Consider the following 19,666-nt stretch of genomic DNA (forward strand, 5'->3'; position numbering starts at 1 on the left):
CTCCTCTCTTACATACATGCGCATCACTCTTATGAGTCGTCCTGTTCTAATTCTACTGTTAGATTCCAGCGTCCGTTGATAATGTCAGGTGAGTGCGTAGCAATTAAGAGGGTCATTTTACGTAAGTCAATAATCTCATACAGATCTTCTACAAATTGACCTTGCCAGCCAATATGTAATGACAGTTCTGGTTCATCCATAAGAACAATTTCACCGGGTTCTGTTTGAAAAAGAAGCTGATAATACATGACAAGAATATGTTGTTCCCCCGAGGAAAGTTCTTCTACTTCCAGGTTTCTTTTCATGTTTTTCAGGCGAATAACAAAGCCTCTATCTCGTTGAATGATCAATTCTTTATTCAAAAATTTCTTATTAACTAGCTCTAATAGAAGATTCAATCTTGCTTCTAAATCATCAAAGAATTGAAGTTTTTTCTCTGTGTCCTCAATGTAGAGGGATAAGAGTCCACAGGTGAAATTATCAAGTTTTTCAATGGGGAACGCTTCTCTTTCTGTGACTTGGTCGATCAGACCAACTCTCGCCAGCCGAGTTCGCTTTCGTTCTAGTTCTGTCAATTTTTTTTCTATCTTTTCTGCTGTAGCTAAATAGGGCTGCTTTTTTTCATTTTGGGCTTTTAGAAGTCTTTCTGGAAAGGATCGATCAAGTTCTTGATTGTAAGCAGCCGATTGAGCCATCTTTGTCTGAATTGTAAGGACCAGTTCATTAGAAAAATAGCGAACTGTAGACTGATACTTTTCTCCTCTACTCTTTTTATCTTGACGTTCTTTCGTCGATATGGCCTGCAATAGTCTTTGTGCACCAATAAAATGGACAGGAATGGTTTTGCGAAGTTTTTTTAACCAAGCAGGCCATTCATACTCTGGTGCTAATGGCAAAAAAGTTCCATACAACTTTATTACATCATGGTAATCAAGTATTTCGCCTGTTTCTGTATGCTCCCACAGTTCAGGACCTACTCTTTCTAGAAAGGGTAAGAGTTCTTCAAGAATATTGATTGAGTAGCGTTTCGTCAAACGTAACTTCGGTTGAAAAACTTTATTATCTCCTCTATTGTCAAAATAAGTGTAACTAATTCGTTCTAACTGAGAATCTTCTACATTTCGAACTCTTTGCTCTCTTATAATCTCTAGTTTAGAGTGATCGGAGAAAAATACTTCTGCTTTTCGAAAGGGAATTCTTTTAAGTTCAAAAAGTCGTCCATTAAATATATGGTCAATAAGCTTTAGCAATGTTGTTTTGCCAAAGCCATTAGGAGCATGTAGAATTGTAATTCTCTCATCATGAAGGGAAAATTCATGGCATTTTTGCCCGAGAAGGCCTTCTACTCTAATTTTTTTTATTTCAATCATTCTTCTTACCCCTATCCTGCCTGTTCTATTATTTTTCTTTGCTTTAAGAGCTTATAGGGCTTGTTGTGACTTTCCCATGTCAAAATAGAGATGTAAAGAGTACTATCCATAAAATCGTCAAAGGTATAGGCCAGTCGTAAACTTCCTTCGAGAGCATTCAAGGTTAGTTTCTTGGCATTATAGGCACCAAAGTTTTTCAAAAGTCCAATAAGCAAGATACGAACAGCATCATGTCCACAACATATACACCAGGGATCATAGTTTTTTGCTTTATATTCTTTAAGCCACTCTTCTAAAGTTTCGCTTTCTATCTTAACAGGTTTTTTGGAATTTTTTATTACTTGCTGAATCATTTTATCTTCATCTACTTCTAAGTTGGTTTCACAGATAAAAGAAGAAAAGTCGAGATTTTCAAAGCGGTAGGCCAATTTTTTTTCTAAAGAACACCAGCGCAAGTATCCAACAGTTGCTGCTGCTTCAACAATAATTTTATCTATACTTTGATTCCTCTTCTTTTCTAGCAAGCTTATCTTTTTTTCATCTCCATACTCAATCAGTAGGTTCTGCAAAGCTGTAGAAGCAAGAAGCATGGTTTCTAAGTCATGTGAGTCCGTATAAATAAGGTTGTTCTTGCTGTCTCTGTTGACATGGTGAAAATCATAGTCTAGATCTACAATGGCCAGATAGCCTGCTACGTTTTGATCTTCTAATCCTGTCAGTGCACCCAAAATGTTCTGTTTGTTTTCACCGACTATTATTTGACATTGTTGTTTATCCATGAACTTGCCATATAGTCGTGCATCAGAGAGACCTTCTACTAGTAAGAAGGCTGCACCTTTGTGAAGAGAACGTAACATCTTTACTTTGGTAATAAGGCGAGTTGCGTTTAAGAATTCTTTCAATAGTAAAGCCCCCCTATACGGAAAAAAGCTTACATCTATCATACCATTCTTTCTCCTTCGACAGAAAGAGTGGATATTCTTTCCTCCCTGTTCAAGATGAGAAAAAGGTCTTATAATGTAGTAAGATAGTGTCCACCAAAGGAGGTCTCGTCCCTGGATAAGCAAAAAAGTCGTTTTTCTCAAATTGGAAGCAAGATTGCCTTTGTTGTTCTTTTAGTATTTACTTTTCTTTGGGGTTTTCTTTCTGTAGGATTATATAGCGCTTATACTTTCTTTCGAGAAAAGCCAGCTTTTAATGTGGAAGATTTTGAAGTATCAGCAACATCTTTTATTTATGACAGCAAGGGTACGCTATTGTTTAAGCTTCATGGTGCCGAAAACCGAATTCCTGTTACGATAGAAGAAGTTCCCCAGCATTTACGCAATGCTTTTATTGCAGCAGAAGATATTCGCTTTTTCAGACATCATGGTTTTGATCCACAAAGTATCTTAAGAGCTATGAAAGTGAACTATCAATCCGGTTACATTGCTGAAGGGGCTTCTACGATTACGCAGCAACTCGTGCGTAACGTCTATTTATCTCCAGAGAGAACCTGGCGAAGAAAAGTCAAAGAAATTCATATCGCCTATCATTTAGAAAAAGAACTGGGCAAAAACAAAGTTTTGGAACTTTACTTAAATCGAATTTATTTTGGTGAAGGTGCCTATGGTGTAGAAGCAGCAGCTCGTACCTTTTTCGGTAAATCAGTTCAAGATTTATCGATTGCTGAAGCTGCTTTAATTGCCGGCATTCCAAAAACACCTACTTTTTACAATCCTTTTAACTCGAATGAAGCTGCTATGATACGGCGTAATACTGTCTTACATCAAATGTATCAATATGGTTTTATCAACTATTCGCAGTGGCAAGAAAGTCTCAAAGAACCGATTCATTTAGCACCTAGTTCTGCATCCAATCAACATACCTATCCTTTTTTCATCGACGAGGTAATTCGTGAGGCTATTTCAGTTCATGGAATTAAAGAAGAAGCCCTTTATGGTGGCGGTCTACATATCTATACGACACTGGATCGGGCGATTCAGGAGCATGCTGAAGATCTTTTTGCCAGACCAGAGCTTTTTCCACCGAGTCATGGTGAAAGACCTGTAGAAGCGGCTTTAGCTAGTATCGATCCACTAACAGGTCATGTTAAAGCACTTGTAGGAGGTCGTCGCTATGAAACGAGACGTTCCTTTAACAGAGCAACGATGATGCGACGTTCTCCCGGCTCTACGATTAAACCACTCGCTGTTTATGCTCCAGCACTAGAAGATGGATGGGAGCCTCAAAGCTTGCTTGTCGATCAGTCTCTTTCATTTCGTGGATATGAGCCTAAGAATTATGACGGATTCTTTCGCGGACAGACGACAATGGTAGAAGCAGTTGCTTTATCGGTAAATGTCCCTGCCGTTTGGCTCTTGGATCAAATTGGCGTTTCAAAAGGTTTCAATACGATGAAAGACATGGGCTTGCCTCTATCTACGAACGATAAACATCTGGCTCTTGCTCTTGGTGGCATGGCAGAAGGCTTTTCGCCCCTCGATATGGCCAAAGGGTATGCTGTTTTTGCCAATGGCGGGATGTCTGTAGAACCACGTACGATTATTCAGATTTATGATGCACAGGAAAATGCTCTTGTTCAACCACCTCAAACAAAAGAGGTTTTGTCTTTTTCTACTGCAAAAAAAATGACAGAACTCCTACAGAGTGCTGTCGTTTATGGTACAGGCCGAGAAGCCATGCTCTCTAGACCCGTAGCTGGTAAAACGGGAACTTCTGAACTTCCGCCTATTGCAATTTTTAATAATGTAAAAGGCAATCGTGATGCTTGGTTCGTCGGATACACACCAGAACTGGTTACAGCCGTCTGGATGGGCTACGATCAGACAGATGGGCAACATTACCTGCGTCAAATATATGGTGGTTCCTATCCGGCTAGACTTTTTCGAAACTTTACAGAAGGTGCTTCTACTTTCTTAGATCTTCGTTCCTCTCACGTCTTTACACAGTATCCACCTGCTTTTTCTGTCAGCCCACCTTATCGTGAGAATCGTTCTGATGAAGAAACAGAAAATCAGGAACAAGACTCTAGTCCGACTCCTTTACCTGTTCTTGACTTGGATGAGAAAGGCTCCGATTCTTATCCCGTTTACGATGCAGAAGTAGATTTGAGTGACTGGAACCAAGATGATTGGGTCCCATCCCTCACTGCTCCTGATAATTCTATTGAGGGGTTTCTCTCCGATGACGTATAAAGCCTCCACAAGGAATGATTTCGACTCCTTTTTTCTCCAAGCCATCCATCAGTAGATTCATGCCCAGAGAATCTGAGGCCATATGACCTGCTACGATGACTCGTAGGTGCAATTCAGCGGCCCTTTTTCTCTGAGCTTCTGGTAGGTGCATACAAATAATAGTTCCTATACCTGCCTTAGCTAGTTCATCAATAGATTTTTCAGGACCTGCTGTACCACCATTCATTTTGATGTACAACTTGCCTGTACGATTTTGAGGATTGCCTGCAATGACTTGAGGAACCATGCCATATTGAGCGGCCTGTCTATATTCTGGCAAATCCAATAGCATTTCTATGATGTCTTTAATTTTTTGTTTTTCATCATGCTCTTTATTTTCTTTGATTAGATAATTGGTCAAATATTTTTGAACTTGATTGTCTGCAGGCGAGTGCACTGCGAGAAATGGAATGTCTAATATACGAGCCAAATCTACATTTTTTTGGTGATTGGCTGGCAACAAGGCGCGTTGTACTTCGTTAATACGCTGACTCATCAAGGCTTCTGCTACGTTAATGGGTACGCCAGCTTCATAGAGCATTTCTTCTTGAACTTTCATCACTTGAAACAGTTGAATCTGTGCTCTACCCTGGGGATGATGCGTAATAATAAGATCAATCGGTTCACATCGTTGTCGTTCCTTGTCAGCCAATAAAAATTCACTACCATCTACATCAATACCAACGAGAGCTCGTGAGACATACCGTTCTTCGGAACCATATAGAATCTTGGTGTCACCATAGGGATTATCCCAGTCTTGATCCTCTGATAGAATAAGTCCTTTGTCTTTGCTTTTTCTAAATTTTTCTTTTCTTTCTTCAGCCAGAAGATCAAGCTCTTCTTCCGTCCTGACATCGGCTTCTTTGCCTTTTTGAACAAGCCATCGATAAATCTCTCCAAGCTGCATCTTATATCTCCTTTCAAAAATGAAAAAGGGACCGGTCTAGAAAGACCGGTCTTTTTGCTTAATTACGCAATCGCGCCAATATATCTTCCATTTGTGAAACTTTGCGACGTTCTTCTTCTACGATGTTGGCGACACAAGCTTCTATAAGCTTCATCTGCCTTTCATCAAACATGTTGATTAAGCGCTCTATACGAATTTTCTTGTCGTTAATTCTTAAGAGATTTACCTTATCTCCTGTCTTTAACGAGGCTGTATTGGCTTCATCGGTATCAATATGCAGTTCTGTCGCAACATTCTCGGGAGATACACGAACAACGACATGATCAAAGACAAGGCTTCTAGGACCGGGCACTATCACCATGGCATAATCTTTATGGCGAAAGCCCAGTTCCGTTGCATTTTGTTCTGTCATATGAATATGTCGCATTGCTACAATGAGTCCCTCATCGAGCTCTAGCTTTCCCTTGGGACCTACAAGTGTAACAGGTTCACTTCCATCTAGATCGCCCGATAAACGAATCGGCGGATTAACACCTAGCTTGATTCCGTCACTGGAAGTGATTTCTATTTGTGTACGGAAACGAGTCGGCCCAATGATTGCGACGTTGTCCATAGAACCTTTGGGTCCTTCGATTCGCAATCTTTCTTTGCACAGATACTGACCCGGTATGGATAACTCTCGCTTCGGTGTAAGCGCATAATCTTGACCGAATAAAGCTTCCAGATGCTCCGGGCTGAGATGGATATGTCTAGCCGACACTCCTGTCGATATGAGCACTGGCATCACTCTCCCATTAGGTTTTCCCATACTTGTTTATTCTAGCACAACTAAGTTCCCTTGAATACCTTATCCTTTCTATTGCTACTTGCATTAGAAAGCACGATTCGACTCAAGAATGTCGAATCGTGCTTTCTTAGTGCGCCTTTTAGAGGGTTAAAAGATGAATTTTCCTGCTTCTGTGTTAATCACTCTGTAGATCTGCTCTTCTTTGCCATTTAAAGCATTGATATAGATCAGGTATTCTTGATTGCCACGAACGGCACGGAATTCCCAACAAGGTACTTCTGTATAATTTTCTTTTGCGATTAAAGCAAGATTGGTGCCCGTTATTTCTACTTGATTGGAGACTCTTTGGCGTGCTTCATCTACACTAAGTCTTGTTTCTGGTATATTACGGTTGTGATGGAAAGTCAAGTAGGCGGTGGCATCATAACCTACTATCTCACTATTGTCCATAGCCACTCTTACTTTGATCTTATCAGGGTAAAGACTCATATCTCCTTCTGTTGCTACAAGTGTTACAACAGCCATATTGGAGTATTGCTCTACAGCCGTCGCTTCAAGATTTCGTATCCCTTTTTCTTCCATGAAATCTATTGCTACTCTAGCTGCTTGATCACGAGTTATGGTCGCATTGCCTACGGGACGATCTCTAAGCATCCAAATAACATGACCGCCCTGTTTAGATATATCCATGGTTACAGAATAGTTTTCTGGATCATTTTCAGGGGAAGCAGCAATCGAATAAGCTTCAATCGTCGCCTTTCCTTCACCGAGTACATTCAGTGTATGACCTTCTAATGCATCGGGACCTAGAAAGGATTGAGCGATTTGCAAAGCCTGTTCTTGCGTAATCTGACCTGTTCCAAGACCTCGTGGTTCAACTTTGATGGTACTTGAGTATTGGCCATCGTAATCAACGGCTGTGAATTTTTGCAGTTCCTCTTCAACAAACTGGAAATTGGCATAAATGGCTGGTGCTTGTGCTTCTGGACCTTGTCCAGCTACAGCAGTAACGACACTATTCCAGAGCATACTCAATGCAGTTTGCGGTTGCGAACCTTCTTGAAGTTCATGTCGACGAGCTTCTCTTTCCATGTCTATCCAGGCTAACTGGCCTGCATGAATTTGTTCACTCATCTTTCTAAGCTCATCTCGTAAAAAAACAGTCTGCTTGTGTAATTCACTCAGTTGCCGAATTTCTTCTGGTGTAAGTGCATTATTTTGATCAACTTTTTCTTGCGCTAAGGTCAGGCAAAAGTCACCCGTCTGATTCACAAATTCGTTGGTTCTACTGAGCAATAGCGTTGACATAGGTAATTGCCCTAAGTCGGCAGCAGCTTGCGAAGACTCGCGCCAGACATCAGTGAGTCCTAGTACAGCCTGGTTCGGTGAATTACTAACAAGAACCCGGGACATCTCAAGCTCCATGTTTTCCACATGGCCTGTCAAGTCCATAAAAGCTCTCTGATAATGATTCTCTGTTGTCATTCGATAGATTCTATTCTCAGTATATTGATTGTACGTTGCAAGCCCCAGACCAATGGTTGTGATTGCTAAAATACCTGCTAAAAAAGCAAGGGAGTTTTTAGTCTTTCTCAGTGCACCTTGTTCTTTTTCATGGTCTTTTCTTTCTTCTCTTTCATGTTCCAGATGATCGTTTTCGCGAAGATCTGACAAAACTGTTGCACCTCTCTCTTATAAACCGAAATTATGCTTTCCAATCCTTTTTACAACGGTACGGGTCCATATCCACTGACTGGTAGCTGTAGCAGGGTTCCAGTAGTAAAGACATCCACCTGAAGGGTCCCAACCATTTAAAGCATCCCGAGCCGCTCGATAGGCAGAAGCATCTTCTGGAAGGGGTATCCAGATTTGTCCATCATCAACGGCTGTAAAAGCTCGTGGTTGAAAAATTACACTGTGTGCTGTATTCGGAAAAGAAGGGTGTCGAATCCGATTAATAATAACGGCTCCAACAGCCACTTGACCTTCATAAGGTTCTCCTCTCGCTTCACCGTGAATGGCACGAGCCATCATCTGTAAGTCTGACTCTTTCGGGTAACCTACAGCACCGTCTTGTTGAGCTTGTGCTACTGAAACACCAGCTTTCCATTGTGCAGCGCCCGGAAGATTCGATGAAGGGTTGTTCCAAGAACTCCAACCGAAGAATCCAAGCAAACCAAATAAAAATCCAGCTACAATGGTTGCTGTAAGCTTATAGTAACGCAACTCATCTTCCCTCCCTGTTAAAATATATTTCTGCTCTATTTTTCAGCCGAGGCTTCTTCCCTATACGTAAAAAAAAAGAAAACGCTCCATTTGAAGCGCTTTTACTCTAAAATATTGTATTTCATAAGCTTTTGATAAAGGCCTGCACGAGAGATACCCAAAATCTGTGCCGCCTGTACTTTATTTCCTTTCGTTTTCAAGAGAGCTCTACGTATAGCGTTGATCTCTGTTTGTTCTAGTAAGCTTTGTAAGCTTTGAGGCTCTTTGCTTTGTATCCTGTGATCGTGGCCCGCTAGCTTTTGTAAATAAACGGGTAGATCCTTCAGTTCGATCCTATCGCCTTCTAAAAAATCATAAGCTCTTTCAATGACAGCGGTAAGCTCTTTGACATTTCCCGGCCAGGAGTAGCTAGTAAGGACAGTGAGAGCTTCTTCCGCTACAGCCCGAATGCCCATGCCCCGCTCTTTGTTATATTTCTCTACAAAATGCTGTACCAGTTGTGGTATATCTTCTAAATGATCTCGTAGCGGTGGAATAAAGAGGCTAACAACGGTAAGCCTAAAGTACAGATCTTCTCTAAAAAGTCCTTTGCGTACCAGATCTTCGAGATTTCGATTTGTGGTCGCAATAAGACGCAAGTCAAGGGGTTTTTTATGGCCTTCTTCATCAATCTGAAAACCCTGTCCCTGCAAAAGCTGTAAAAGCTGATATTGCATCGATAAGGGCATATCTCCAATCTCATCGATGAGTAAGGTGCCTCTATGGGCTAGTTTTACTTTACCTTGTATGTTTGCTGACGGGTCATCATCTCTCCCTTGAAACTCTCCAAATAATTCCTTCTCTAACTCTTGCGGTGCCGCTGTTCCACAGTGAACTTGTATAAAAGGGCCTTGCTTCCTCTGTGATTCAAAGTGAATAGCATGGGCTAGCAAACGCTTTCCTGTACCACTTTCGCCACGAATTAATACCGGTGTAGTGGCTATAGCAACGCGCCGAACTGTTTCTTTTAACATCGTAATGGAGTAGCTTTGACCGACGAGAGCATCAAGCGTGTATTTGGCGCCCCGAAACTTTTGTAGCTCATCTTTATAATAAGCCAGTTCTTGATCAAGTTTATTAATTTTTTGAGCGAGAGCATTCAATTCATGGATATTCTTAAACATAATTTTACCAACGGCCCCTACGACTTTCCCTTCTTTAAAGATGGGTATACGCATGGCGATAAAATCATGATTCCCAATCCGTTGTAATTCGCCTACCTCTGCCTGACCTGTCTCGAGCACAATATGAAGACGCGTATTTTCTATGACTTTTTTGACTGGTTTTCCCAATAACTCTACTTCTTCAAAGCCAAGAAAGCGACAGTAGGCTTTGTTCACCGTGGTGATAATTCCTTCACTGTTGACCACCATAATCCCATCATACGCATGTTCTAGAATGGTTTCTAAAGTACTTTTTATATCCTTCACTTTGCTTAACTCAGCAAGTAACCTTTCTTCGTCTACCAAGTTTTGAGCAGGAGAAGAATTCATTACAGGTGTTGATTTTATCAATATATCAAGCTGATCATTTGCACCAGCCATTGCTCTCCCCCCTCAATCTGTTCATAAATAAAAAGTGTATTCTTCAATGGTACAATTTCTCCTGCTTTCATAACAAATAGGAAAAGCCCTTACAAAGTAATAAGTACGTGAGAGTCGACTGCATCTAAGGGCAATTCTAATAGTTTATCTAGCAAATTCTCATACTTTATAAGGTAAGGTAAAGAAGTTAGCATTCGTTCTTGTGGTCTGTTATCAGGTAAAAGGTGACTCTTTAATTTGGCAAAATGACTTTTTAATTCTTGACAATTCTGTCGATGCCGTTGTTGTACTTTTTTCTCTAGATAGTCTATTTGTCCTAGAACACGTTCTAAATTTTCCTTTGTTAAGGCACCTATTTTGATATCCCAGTCTAATATCGGTTCGTGCACTTTTCCGTAGGCTTCCGTAATGTCTTCTCGAAGTGTAGCAAAAAGGCTATGGATTGATAAAGTATCTTGTTCTTTCAAAGCCTTTATCATCATTTCGTCGAAATTATTTCGAAAGTCAAAGAAAGTACTGTCGTAACGATGTAATATTTTGTTTATATGGCTTTCTATGAAAGTCACACTAAAGCGCGGAAAAATGGGAGGCATGGGTTGATTAAGTGCTCTATAGATTTCTCCATAAGAAGCAAAGTAGGCTATCTCACTAGGTCCTGCCACATAAGCGATCGTTGGTAATAGTCTATCTTGCCATAAAGGCCGAGAGATGACATTGCTCGAAAAAAGATGCGGTTCTTTGTTGGCCCTTGCAATGAGGTCGTCGGTAGTAAAGGTTCGGTCCGTTCCACGAAGTCGATAGAAATCTTTGTTATTGTTATTACACCTATCTTCCTCTTCTCTTATAAGCACCTTTCGCTCATCTTGATCGTGGTAGAAGAGAAAAAGTTGATTCCTAGACTTTTGAACCTGTGGCTCATAACCTAAGGCACGAATTTTTTCGCAACCTTGATGAAATGCTTCGGAAAGCGGTTTCTGATCTTTTATCAATTGTGTGAAAAAACTTTTTGTTGCTGGTAGTTCTTTGATGGCTTTGTTCATTGGATCGAATAGTACCAATCCGTAGGGAGCGGTTATGCGATATAGAATAAGAGCAAAGGCTTCATTCAAGGTGTTTGTTTTTTCTGTTAATTGTTCTAAAAAACATTTCCATTGGCGACCTTTTTCGTTGTTCGGCAAGTACGAAGTAAATATTTTAACAATCTGTTCCCAGTCTTCTGGTAACTTTGTGTGAGCAATTGGCTTTTTCTCTTCTCCTACAGGGATCGACAGGGTATGGACTTGCTCACCGATTGCAACCGATGCTTTTGAGACTTCTTCTACATCATGATCTTCTGAAGCGATCCAAAAGAGAGGTATGACAGGACGGTCTAGAAAAATTGACAATTGACGAGCTTTGGCAATGGCCGTAAAAGCTTTTAATAGGGTCAAGTGGGGTCCTGTAAATAGACCGGCTTGTTGACCGGTGACTACGACGAGACTATTATCTTGCCCTAGTTTTTTTGCTGCTTCTATTGTTTTATTTTCTTGGTCACTCTGGGTTAATGTTGCCAGTCGCCTTTGTTCTTGTACGAGTATGTTGGAAAGAGCTTGACGAGGTAGTGAGCTATATTCGTCAAGCCATTTGCTATGTCGCCAGTAAGATTCTAAGGAGCGATGATCATATGGAAAAAGAGAGGCAAGGGTTGCCTCCCTTTTTACGTAAGCCTGGGCTAAGCCTGTAAAAAGCGTATTGATTCTCTCGAGTTGCAAGAATCATCATCCTTCCCCTAAAAAGGTTTCATTGCGTTACAATGACCTTTCCAGGCTCTCCATCGATCACAAAACCAATGGGACTCGCTTCGATAATACCACCTTGATGGAGGGCTAACAAAGCTTCTTGAGCCTGTTCTTGCGGTACTGTAACGAGCAAGCCACCTGAGGTTATGGCATCAGCCAGGATATGACCCACTTGAGGAACAAGCTCTGGTGATAGGTGACAGTTTTCTTTGGCTACTTCTAAATTGCACTTGCTCCCTCCAGGAATGTAGCCTGCAAGGGCATAATCCCAGGCCTCTGGAATGACAGGTATATTGCCTGCATAAAGTTCTAAAGTGCAAGCAGAGGCTCTCGCCATTTCCAGACTATGTCCAAGTAATCCAAAACCAGTAATGTCAGTGCATCCACCGATATCGAAAGACTGTAAAATCTCACAAGCTTTCTTATTCAGTGTAGCCATCACTTCGATGGCTTTATTTCGCGCTTCTGGAGATGCTTTTCCATTTTTGATGGCTGTAGAAATAATGCCTATGCCAAGGGGCTTTGTCAAGATGAGTACATCACCTCGACGAGCACCGCCGTTGGTCCAAATTTTTTGGGGATGGACAATGCCTGTTACAGAGAGTCCATACTTTGGCTCCTTGTCTTGAATAGAGTGGCCACCTAACAAGACAGCACCTGCTTCTTGTACTTTCTCAGCGCCACCACGTAAAATCTCACCTAATACAGAAAGCGGTAAAGTCTGCGTTGGAAAAGCGACAATATTCATCGCTGTTAAGGGCTTTCCGCCCATCGCGTAAACATCGGAAAGGGCATTGGCTGCTGCAATCTGTCCAAACTGGTAGGGATCATCAACGATAGGCGTGAAGAAGTCAACCGTCTGAATCAAAGCTGTTTCTTCGTTGAGCTTATAAACACCTGCATCGTCACTGTATTCCAAACCGACAAGAATATTCGGATCTTTTGGGTACACTGGTAAATGACCCAGAACCTGGGCCAGGTCCGCAGGACCTATTTTGGACGCTCAACCGGCTTTGCTTGATAAGGCAGTTAAAGGCAAAAAAGCTTCTGTCATTGGCGATCCCTCCTTTTTATTTTTGCTCATGAGAATTTAGTATCTGAAAAGCTTCTTGTAAGCTTCTACATAGATCCTTTTCTTCCCTTTCTCGAATGGTTCGCATATCTATACAAAAGGCCTGATCCCGCAATCTTCCAATAACCGGTATTTCGAGACTTCGTAAAACATCGGCGAGTTCTTGGGTGCTTATATCTTTAGACCTGAATTGAATCAGCCAGGTCGGTAATTCCATTTCCGGTAAAGTTCCCCCGCCAACTTGAGAAGTGCCTGGCACAAGCTCGATGCTCCAAGATTCATCTAGCTTTTTCAATTCTTTCATCACAGCCTGGGCTCTCTTTTCTATATCTTCCAAGGAACGATAAAGTAGACATAAGGCAGGAATTCTTTGCTTTGCTTTTTCTGGATGGATATAGAGCTTTAATGTTTCTTCTAGAGCTACCAGGGTAAGCTTATCCACTCGGAGAGCTCTCGTGAGAGGATGTTGCTCTATCTCTGCGATCCACTCTTTTTTTCCTACAATTATACCACCCTGCGGTCCCCCTAATAGCTTGTCTCCACTAAACGTAACTACGTCGACACCACTGGCTACAACCTTTTGTACAGTCGGTTCTCCAAAAAAATCATCTTGCGAAGCCTGACTGATAAAAACACCGCTTCCTAGGTCTTCTACGACAGGTATGTTTTTTTGTCGGGCCAAAGCAACGAGCTCTTCTCTAGACACAGAGGCAGTAAAGCCAATAATTTTGTAATTGCTGGGGTGAACTTTTAAGATGAGGGCTGTTTCATCGGTCAAGGCATTTTGATAATCTTTTAGTTTCGTTTTATTGGTAGTTCCAACTTCTATCATAATAGCTCCACTTTGGGCCATCACATCAGGAATACGAAAAGAGCCTCCGATTTCTACAAGTTCACCTCGTGAAAGAACTACTTCTTTTTTGCTAGCAAGGGCTGTAAGCACTAAAAGAACTGCTGCTGCATTATTATTAACAACAATGGCGTCCTCTGCACCCGTAAGTTCCCGTAATAGGCCTCGTACGTGATCATAGCGCTTTCCTCGTTGGCCTGTAGCAAGGTCAAACTCTAAATTGGAATAGCTAGAAGCTAGGCTAACAATGGCCTCAATGGCTTCTTCCGCCAATGGTGCCCTCCCTAAGTTGGTATGCAAGATAATACCTGTACCGTTGAGCACTCTGCGAAAAGGGCGCCTTTTTCTTTGCCCTATTATTTTTTTGAGGTCGGAGCAGATCTCGTCGTTCCATCTTTCTTTGTCTTGTTCTTGTTGTTTCCCTTGTAGTAAGTTTTCTCTAGCCTGCGCTATGAGCCCTTGAATGAGCTTGACTGCGTCCTCATATTCTGCAGGGTCAAGGTTATCCCGAGCTACATAGGATGATAAGACATGATGAACAGCAGGTAAGTTACGCAGTGATGCCTTTCTATCTTGAACCAGCAAGAGGCTTTCTCTCCTATCTCATTCTTTCGTTACATATTATAGCATAGAGCAACCTAGAAGATAAAAAGTCTTCTGTCAGAAAAGCACTGACAGAAGACTTTTTATCGAATCTAATTATTTGTTTTATTCTGGCTTTGGTGCATCTACAGGACAAACATCTACACAGGCACCACAATCTATACAAGCTTCTGGATCAATATGATATTTATCGGGTCCTTCACTGATTGCATTTACAGGACATTCCGGTGCACAGGCACCACAGGAGACACAGTCATCGTTGATAATATGTGTCATAAGCTCACCTCCATTGATAATGTAACCAAGGGGTGTGCTTTCCTATTCAGGAAGATTTAAAACGATGAAGGATTACAGCGTTGTACGAAAGCTTCAATTTTATCTAATGCTGCTGTTAAATTGGCCATAGAAGAAGCGTAGGAGACACGGATAAAACCATTGCCACTTTCTCCAAAAGCATTGCCCGGTACGACGGCCACTTGCTCTTCTTTCAGTAACTTTTCGCAAAACTCTTCACTGCTTAAACCAGTTGAACGAATCGAAGGGAAGGCATAGAAAGCACCGCGGGGTGTAAAGCAAGAAAGACCAATTTGGTTAAATCTACCTACCACATAACGACGACGCTGATCATATTCTATAAGCATACGTTCTTTTTCACTTTGCCCATTTTTTAAGGCTTCGATAGCTGCCATCTGCCCCATAATCGGTGCACAAAGAATGGTGTACTGGTGGATCTTCGTCATTTGCGCAATAAATTCTTCATTGGCACAGACATAACCAATGCGCCATCCTGTCATTGCATAGTTCTTAGAAAAACCATTAATTAATATGGTCCTATCTCTCATACCGGGCAAAGCAGCAAAGCATTGGTGCTCTCCTTCATAGGTCATATCAGCATATATCTCGTCGGCTAAAACGAGTAAATCATGTTTTTCCACAAATCGAGCAATTTCTAATAGTTCTTCTCGGGTCATAATGGCGCCTGTTGGATTGTTAGGGTAGCAAAGAACGAGAATTTTTGTTTTATCTGTAACCTTTGCTTCTAGGGCTTTACTTGTCAATTGAAAGTCATCTTCGACATACGTTGGTACGTGGACTGCTATTCCACCAGCCATGGTTACAGTTGGCGCATAAGAAACGTAGCAAGGCTCAGGAACTAAGACTTCTTCACCCGGTACAAGTAAAGCTCTCATAGCCAGATCAACAGCTTCTGATGCACCGACTGTGACCAGGGTTTCTTCAAGAGGTTTATAGGTCACGTCATAGTGTTTCTCTACAAAATAACTGATTTCTTTACGAAGTTCCGGTAAGCCAAAGTTAGAGGTATACATGGTATAACCTCGTTCTAAACCGTAAAAGCAGGCTTCTCGAATATGCCAAGGGGTAACAAAGTCAGGTTCTCCAACACCGAGAGAGATGACACCTTTTGTGTTCGCTACTAGATCGAAAAACTTGCGAATGCCTGAAGGCGGCAAGTTCTGAATGACAGGATTGATATATTCTTTTGCTGCTCTCATGTCTACGGACTCACCTTCAATCGATGATCTTCTGCTTTTTCATCAAAAATAGCGCCATCACTTTTATATCGCTTTAGAACAAAATGGGTAGCTGTAGCTTGTACGTGTTCCAACACAGCTAGCTTTTCAGCAACAAATAAAGCAACTTCCTTCATTGTTTTTCCTTCTATTACGACGGAAAGGTCGTAGCCACCTGACATTAGAGACAGGGACTTTACTTCAGGGTAACGATAGATGCGTTCTGCTACTTGATCAAAGCCAACGTCTCTCTGGGGAACTACTTTGACGTCGATCATGGCTGTTACAACTTCATCCTCGACTTTTTCCCAGTTAATTAAGGCTGCATACTTTAAGATGGTACGGTTTTCTTCTAATTCACGAATGGCTTCTTGTACTTGTTGGCTTGGTAAGCCGACCATCAAAGCGATTTGATCTACAGAAAGGCGACAATCTTTCTGTAATATATCAAGAATCATCTTTTTTTCTTGCAAGCTCAAAGTATAACACTCCTTTGTTCTATTCTTACTATTATTGACAATTAAAAAACCCCCGTCCCCCACAAGGGACGAAGGCTTTGCCAACGCGGTACCACCCTACTTATCAGTCTAATAGACCAATCTGCTCATGTATGCCTGTAACGGAGGCAACCGGTTCCCCTACTAAGATACGTAAAAACTGTTCAGGTCACAGCTCAAGGGGGGCTTTCTCCATCTCTACTAGCCCGGCTTCCACCATCTCCGGTTCGCTATCTAGTAAGTTCTATGGATACTCTTCCCTGTCATTGCCATTGTGTATTCTAATGTAACATTATTCCTATTGTACACTTCCTGTTGCAAAAGATCAAGACTGTGACGATAAGGGACCTCGTCCTGTAGATTATCGAATTCCAGCACGTAAAATCCTTCTTTTTAAGCGTAGAGGACTGTGTAGATCCGTATTGGCAATATAGATAACCTGTAAACCGAGTTGGCGACAAATATACTCTCTACGTCCGGAACGGCGAGGCGAAGAGGCGCATAGGATAGCAAAGCCTTTCGCCGGTACGTAAGCGGCAAGCCCTGTCGTACCTGGGGGACTTCCAGCGACAACTTCACAATGGGGGTAAATCTCTTGTAACGTTCTAAGTAGAATTACTTCAGTATAATCTTCTACTTCTTTTTGTTCTTTTTTCTTTGGTGCTGTTTCCTTCAAAGGCGCCGCAAAGGCTTGTACACCATTTTCTTGACCACGAACCTGTTCTTCTCTATTATTTGCGGTATCTTCATTTTCTACAACTACTTCTGTTACAGGAAGGGCTTCCATGGTCGATACAACATGGATAATCTCTCTTTGTTGCTCCTCCTCCCAGGCTTTTGCTCTCTCTTGAAGTCCTTGTTGTAGGTATTCCTCTAGAGTACTTTGAAATTCTCCAAAACTGCGTAAAACATTCGGTTGCGGTAATTTTTGTTGGAACAGTTGTCGTATTGTTGCTTCTACGTATTCTTTTCGGCCTTCTACAAGAAGTTCACAAAGTGTTAGGAGCTGTTCCATCATTCGTACGCCTTCTGCAAAACGCTCATCTCGATAAGGTCCTACCATCATGCTTACCTGACTGGCTTCATCAATAATCTGGTCTAAAAGACGTAAGATTTGTTGTTCTAGATGACGTTGTTCCTTGGCAATCATATGAAATTGTCCTCCTTTCAGAGCTATCAACTTGTCCTATGTCTGTAAAATTTATGCAATTTCTTTTTTGGATAGACCAGTTCTAGGAATTGCTTTTTTTGCATATATTTTTAGAGTGCCATTGACGATATAGTAAAGAGGTGTCTGTATGAATAAAAAAGAGATAGAGCTTTCTCAATCGGAACATCAAATTCTATCAAGAGTTGATCAGTATTTTCGAGGTCGAAATATGACGATAGAAGAAAAGCTTTTTTACGCGAAATTAATCGTAACGCTTGACTTAGAGTCAGGTCACTATTCGAAAGATCAAGAAAAAAATAAATTAGAGTTGTTTTCTGCTCATGTAGATAAACTAAGAAAAAAACTTCATGAGCAGGTGGGTTGATTCTGGCCTTTGTGTTTGATCAATCTTTTTTAGAATCAGAGAAAAAGCCCTTCGGTCTATTGATATGACCGAAGGGCTTTTATTCTGATTTACATGACTAAAACATGAGAAATCTTTTCCTCAGAATCAGATATTCTACAAAGAAACCAAGAATAGCAATTAGAATTATGGCCCCAATTAGATATCGTTGATAGAGGACTTTTCTTTTGAGTGATTCGATTTCATCTTCTTTCTCTGCTGTAAAAATCTCTATTTCTTGTTTTTGTTTCTGTAAATTCTCTACTCTTCCATCAATAGTTAATTTGTCTTCTGCCAATCGGTATGCGCTTTTTGATAAATCTAGTACCTGTAGGCTCAAGTCTTTCACTCTTTGTTCATAATAGGCTTCTGCTGTGCTGTCAGGTGGGGGTAAGATGGCATTCCAGATCACATCGCCTTCTGATTGTGCTGGCTTACTAACACCTGTCACATGGGCTATCGTAGGAGCGATATCAATGGTGCGCACAGGCGGTAAGGTGATATTCATCTTCATCTTAGGGCCTGCTACTACCAGTGGTAATAATAATTCTTTATCTATGGCATTTTTTGTATTTTCTTTATGAGAATAGGATAAAGCGTGATCTGATGTGATAATCCATAGTACATCTTCAAAAATACCTTCTTCTTTCAAGAAATTAGCCCAACGACCGATTTGATGGTCTGCATCTGTAATCGCTTTCAGATAATCTGGGCTATCAATTCCTGCTTTTTTACCGACCTCTGCGGGGCTTGTGTACAAGACCAGGGTTGCAAAAGGCTTGTTATGCTTCCATGCATCTATGGCTTGCTCGGTAATATCGAGATCTTTTTTTGTACTATCGATAATCTTGTGGTGAAAGCCTGATAAAAGCGGTGCTATTGCTTCTTCATCCGTTGCTACAATCATGGTGCTTCGTCCCTGGCCTAACATTACATGAAAAATTGATTCTACAGCAGCTTTTTGTGTAGACTTTATAATTCCATGGCGATTGGGGCTAGCGCCTGTAGAAAGTGATACAAGTGCTGAGGGATTGCTCGGTGGATAGACGCCAATGGCTTCTTCTAACTTGACACCGACTTTTGCAAAGTCATGAAAGTTGGGTGTATATGTTTTGAGCAGACTGTCAGTGCTGATGCCGGATAGTACCACAATCATTACATGCTGAACTGGTTTTACCGATCGATCTTGTATTATTTGTTCATTAGACCAGGCTGCTGAACCCTTCACGAGGGTAAGTATTAGGCATATCGTAATGATTCTTATTAAAGAAAGACTCTTCATAAAGGCTGTCCCTCCTACCCCTTGTCCCGCCTTATATGAATATATATGCTCTCCTACCTATCCTAATGAATGAAAAAACCTGTGAAGGCCTTTGGGACCCTCACAGGTTACATGGATTCTATGGCTTTATTATCTCATACCAGGACAACCGCCCGCAGCTGCTCCGGGACAAGACGGCGCTATGCTGGGACTACATCCTCTAGTACTGCAAGCGCTTTTTTGTGATTTACCTACAAAAAAGCCGGTTATCTTAACTGTAGCTCCCTGGGTTCCACATTCTGGGCAGGGAACTTTCTCTCGTTGATGATAAGAAGTAAGTTCTGAAAAAGCATGACCACATTGTTTGCATTCAAAATCGTATGTCGGCATTCCCTAAAAGGCTCCTTTATA

Annotated in this window: 18 protein-coding genes and 1 other annotated feature; of the genes, 2 read left to right on the forward strand and 16 right to left on the reverse strand. The window is 41.4% G+C overall.

Translation table 11 applies throughout. The features are described from left to right. Positions 1–29: 29 nt before the first annotated feature. Both FTV88_RS03460 and FTV88_RS03465 read right to left on the reverse strand, forming a co-directional pair. The gene (locus FTV88_RS03460) at positions 30–1,370 is read right to left on the reverse strand and encodes an AAA family ATPase (RefSeq protein ID WP_153724424.1); all 1,341 of its coding nucleotides are present in this window, start codon (positions 1,368–1,370) and stop codon (positions 30–32) included. A gap of 11 nt (positions 1,371–1,381) precedes the next feature. Then, a complete protein-coding gene (locus FTV88_RS03465; protein WP_162007881.1) occupies positions 1,382–2,272 on the reverse strand; it encodes a DUF4435 domain-containing protein in 891 nt (296 codons plus the stop codon). 297 nt (positions 2,273–2,569) lie between these two features. On the opposite strand from FTV88_RS03465, the gene FTV88_RS03470 reads away from it, so the two are divergent. Further along, positions 2,570–4,567: a transglycosylase domain-containing protein gene (locus FTV88_RS03470; protein WP_162007882.1), complete on the forward strand. Its 1,998-nt coding sequence runs from the start codon at positions 2,570–2,572 to the stop codon at positions 4,565–4,567. Here FTV88_RS03470 and FTV88_RS03475 read toward each other — a convergent pair. The 12 genes from FTV88_RS03475 to FTV88_RS03530 form a co-directional block, all read right to left on the reverse strand. Continuing rightward, the gene (locus FTV88_RS03475; protein WP_153724427.1) at positions 4,536–5,513 is read right to left on the reverse strand and encodes a Nif3-like dinuclear metal center hexameric protein; all 978 of its coding nucleotides are present in this window, start codon (positions 5,511–5,513) and stop codon (positions 4,536–4,538) included. The genes FTV88_RS03470 and FTV88_RS03475 overlap by 32 nt on opposite strands. A gap of 58 nt (positions 5,514–5,571) precedes the next feature. After that, positions 5,572–6,291, reverse strand: coding sequence for a phosphate propanoyltransferase (gene pduL, locus FTV88_RS03480; RefSeq protein ID WP_153724428.1), 720 nt, complete (start codon positions 6,289–6,291; stop codon positions 5,572–5,574). Between the two features lie 156 nt (positions 6,292–6,447). Next, positions 6,448–7,974, reverse strand: coding sequence for a germination protein YpeB (gene ypeB, locus FTV88_RS03485; RefSeq protein ID WP_153724429.1), 1,527 nt, complete (start codon positions 7,972–7,974; stop codon positions 6,448–6,450). A gap of 18 nt (positions 7,975–7,992) precedes the next feature. After that, the gene (locus FTV88_RS03490; protein WP_438266905.1) at positions 7,993–8,526 is read right to left on the reverse strand and encodes a cell wall hydrolase; all 534 of its coding nucleotides are present in this window, start codon (positions 8,524–8,526) and stop codon (positions 7,993–7,995) included. A 101-nt stretch (positions 8,527–8,627) separates the two neighbouring features. Then, positions 8,628–10,109 carry a sigma-54 interaction domain-containing protein gene (locus tag FTV88_RS03495; protein WP_153724430.1) on the reverse strand — a complete coding sequence of 494 codons (1,482 nt, stop codon included), beginning with the start codon at positions 10,107–10,109 and terminating at the stop codon, positions 8,628–8,630. A gap of 89 nt (positions 10,110–10,198) precedes the next feature. Further along, positions 10,199–11,860 carry a bacillithiol biosynthesis cysteine-adding enzyme BshC gene (gene bshC / locus FTV88_RS03500; RefSeq protein WP_153724431.1) on the reverse strand — a complete coding sequence of 554 codons (1,662 nt, stop codon included), beginning with the start codon at positions 11,858–11,860 and terminating at the stop codon, positions 10,199–10,201. Between the two features lie 28 nt (positions 11,861–11,888). Continuing rightward, complete coding sequence (selD, locus tag FTV88_RS03505) at positions 11,889–12,941, reverse strand: selenide, water dikinase SelD (RefSeq protein ID WP_153724432.1); 1,053 nt, start codon at positions 12,939–12,941, stop codon at positions 11,889–11,891. A gap of 16 nt (positions 12,942–12,957) precedes the next feature. After that, complete coding sequence (selA, locus tag FTV88_RS03510) at positions 12,958–14,394, reverse strand: L-seryl-tRNA(Sec) selenium transferase (protein WP_153724433.1); 1,437 nt, start codon at positions 14,392–14,394, stop codon at positions 12,958–12,960. A 123-nt stretch (positions 14,395–14,517) separates the two neighbouring features. Beyond that, the gene (fdxA, locus tag FTV88_RS03515; protein ID WP_153724434.1) at positions 14,518–14,688 is read right to left on the reverse strand and encodes a 4Fe-4S ferredoxin; all 171 of its coding nucleotides are present in this window, start codon (positions 14,686–14,688) and stop codon (positions 14,518–14,520) included. Between the two features lie 56 nt (positions 14,689–14,744). Next, positions 14,745–15,926, reverse strand: a complete 1,182-nt coding sequence (locus FTV88_RS03520; protein WP_153724435.1) for an aminotransferase class I/II-fold pyridoxal phosphate-dependent enzyme — start codon at positions 15,924–15,926, stop codon at positions 14,745–14,747. A gap of 2 nt (positions 15,927–15,928) precedes the next feature. Then, entirely contained in the window at positions 15,929–16,402 is a 474-nt protein-coding gene (locus tag FTV88_RS03525; protein ID WP_153726489.1) for an Lrp/AsnC family transcriptional regulator, read from the reverse strand. Between the two features lie 82 nt (positions 16,403–16,484). Beyond that, positions 16,485–16,717: a binding site (T-box leader), on the reverse strand. A gap of 85 nt (positions 16,718–16,802) precedes the next feature. Then, on the reverse strand, positions 16,803–17,591 hold the full coding sequence (locus FTV88_RS03530) for a hypothetical protein (RefSeq protein WP_153724436.1): 789 nt from the start codon (positions 17,589–17,591) through the stop codon (positions 16,803–16,805). A gap of 148 nt (positions 17,592–17,739) precedes the next feature. Here FTV88_RS03530 and FTV88_RS03535 point away from each other — a divergent pair, with 148 nt between their 5' ends. Beyond that, a complete protein-coding gene (locus FTV88_RS03535) occupies positions 17,740–17,976 on the forward strand; it encodes a hypothetical protein (RefSeq protein ID WP_153724437.1) in 237 nt (78 codons plus the stop codon). A gap of 97 nt (positions 17,977–18,073) precedes the next feature. Here FTV88_RS03535 and FTV88_RS03540 read toward each other — a convergent pair whose 3' ends face one another. Together FTV88_RS03540 and FTV88_RS16105 are read right to left on the reverse strand one after the other, a co-directional pair. Then, positions 18,074–19,276 carry an alkaline phosphatase family protein gene (locus FTV88_RS03540; protein ID WP_153724438.1) on the reverse strand — a complete coding sequence of 401 codons (1,203 nt, stop codon included), beginning with the start codon at positions 19,274–19,276 and terminating at the stop codon, positions 18,074–18,076. Positions 19,277–19,405: 129 nt separating this feature from the next. Continuing rightward, positions 19,406–19,645 (reverse strand): FmdB family zinc ribbon protein, encoded by a 240-nt coding sequence (locus tag FTV88_RS16105; protein ID WP_153724439.1) that lies wholly within the window; start codon positions 19,643–19,645, stop codon positions 19,406–19,408. Positions 19,646–19,666: the final 21 nt, after the last annotated feature.

This window comes from Heliorestis convoluta (assembly GCF_009649955.1).
Classification (GTDB): Bacteria; Bacillota; Desulfitobacteriia; order Heliobacteriales; family Heliobacteriaceae; genus Heliorestis; species Heliorestis convoluta.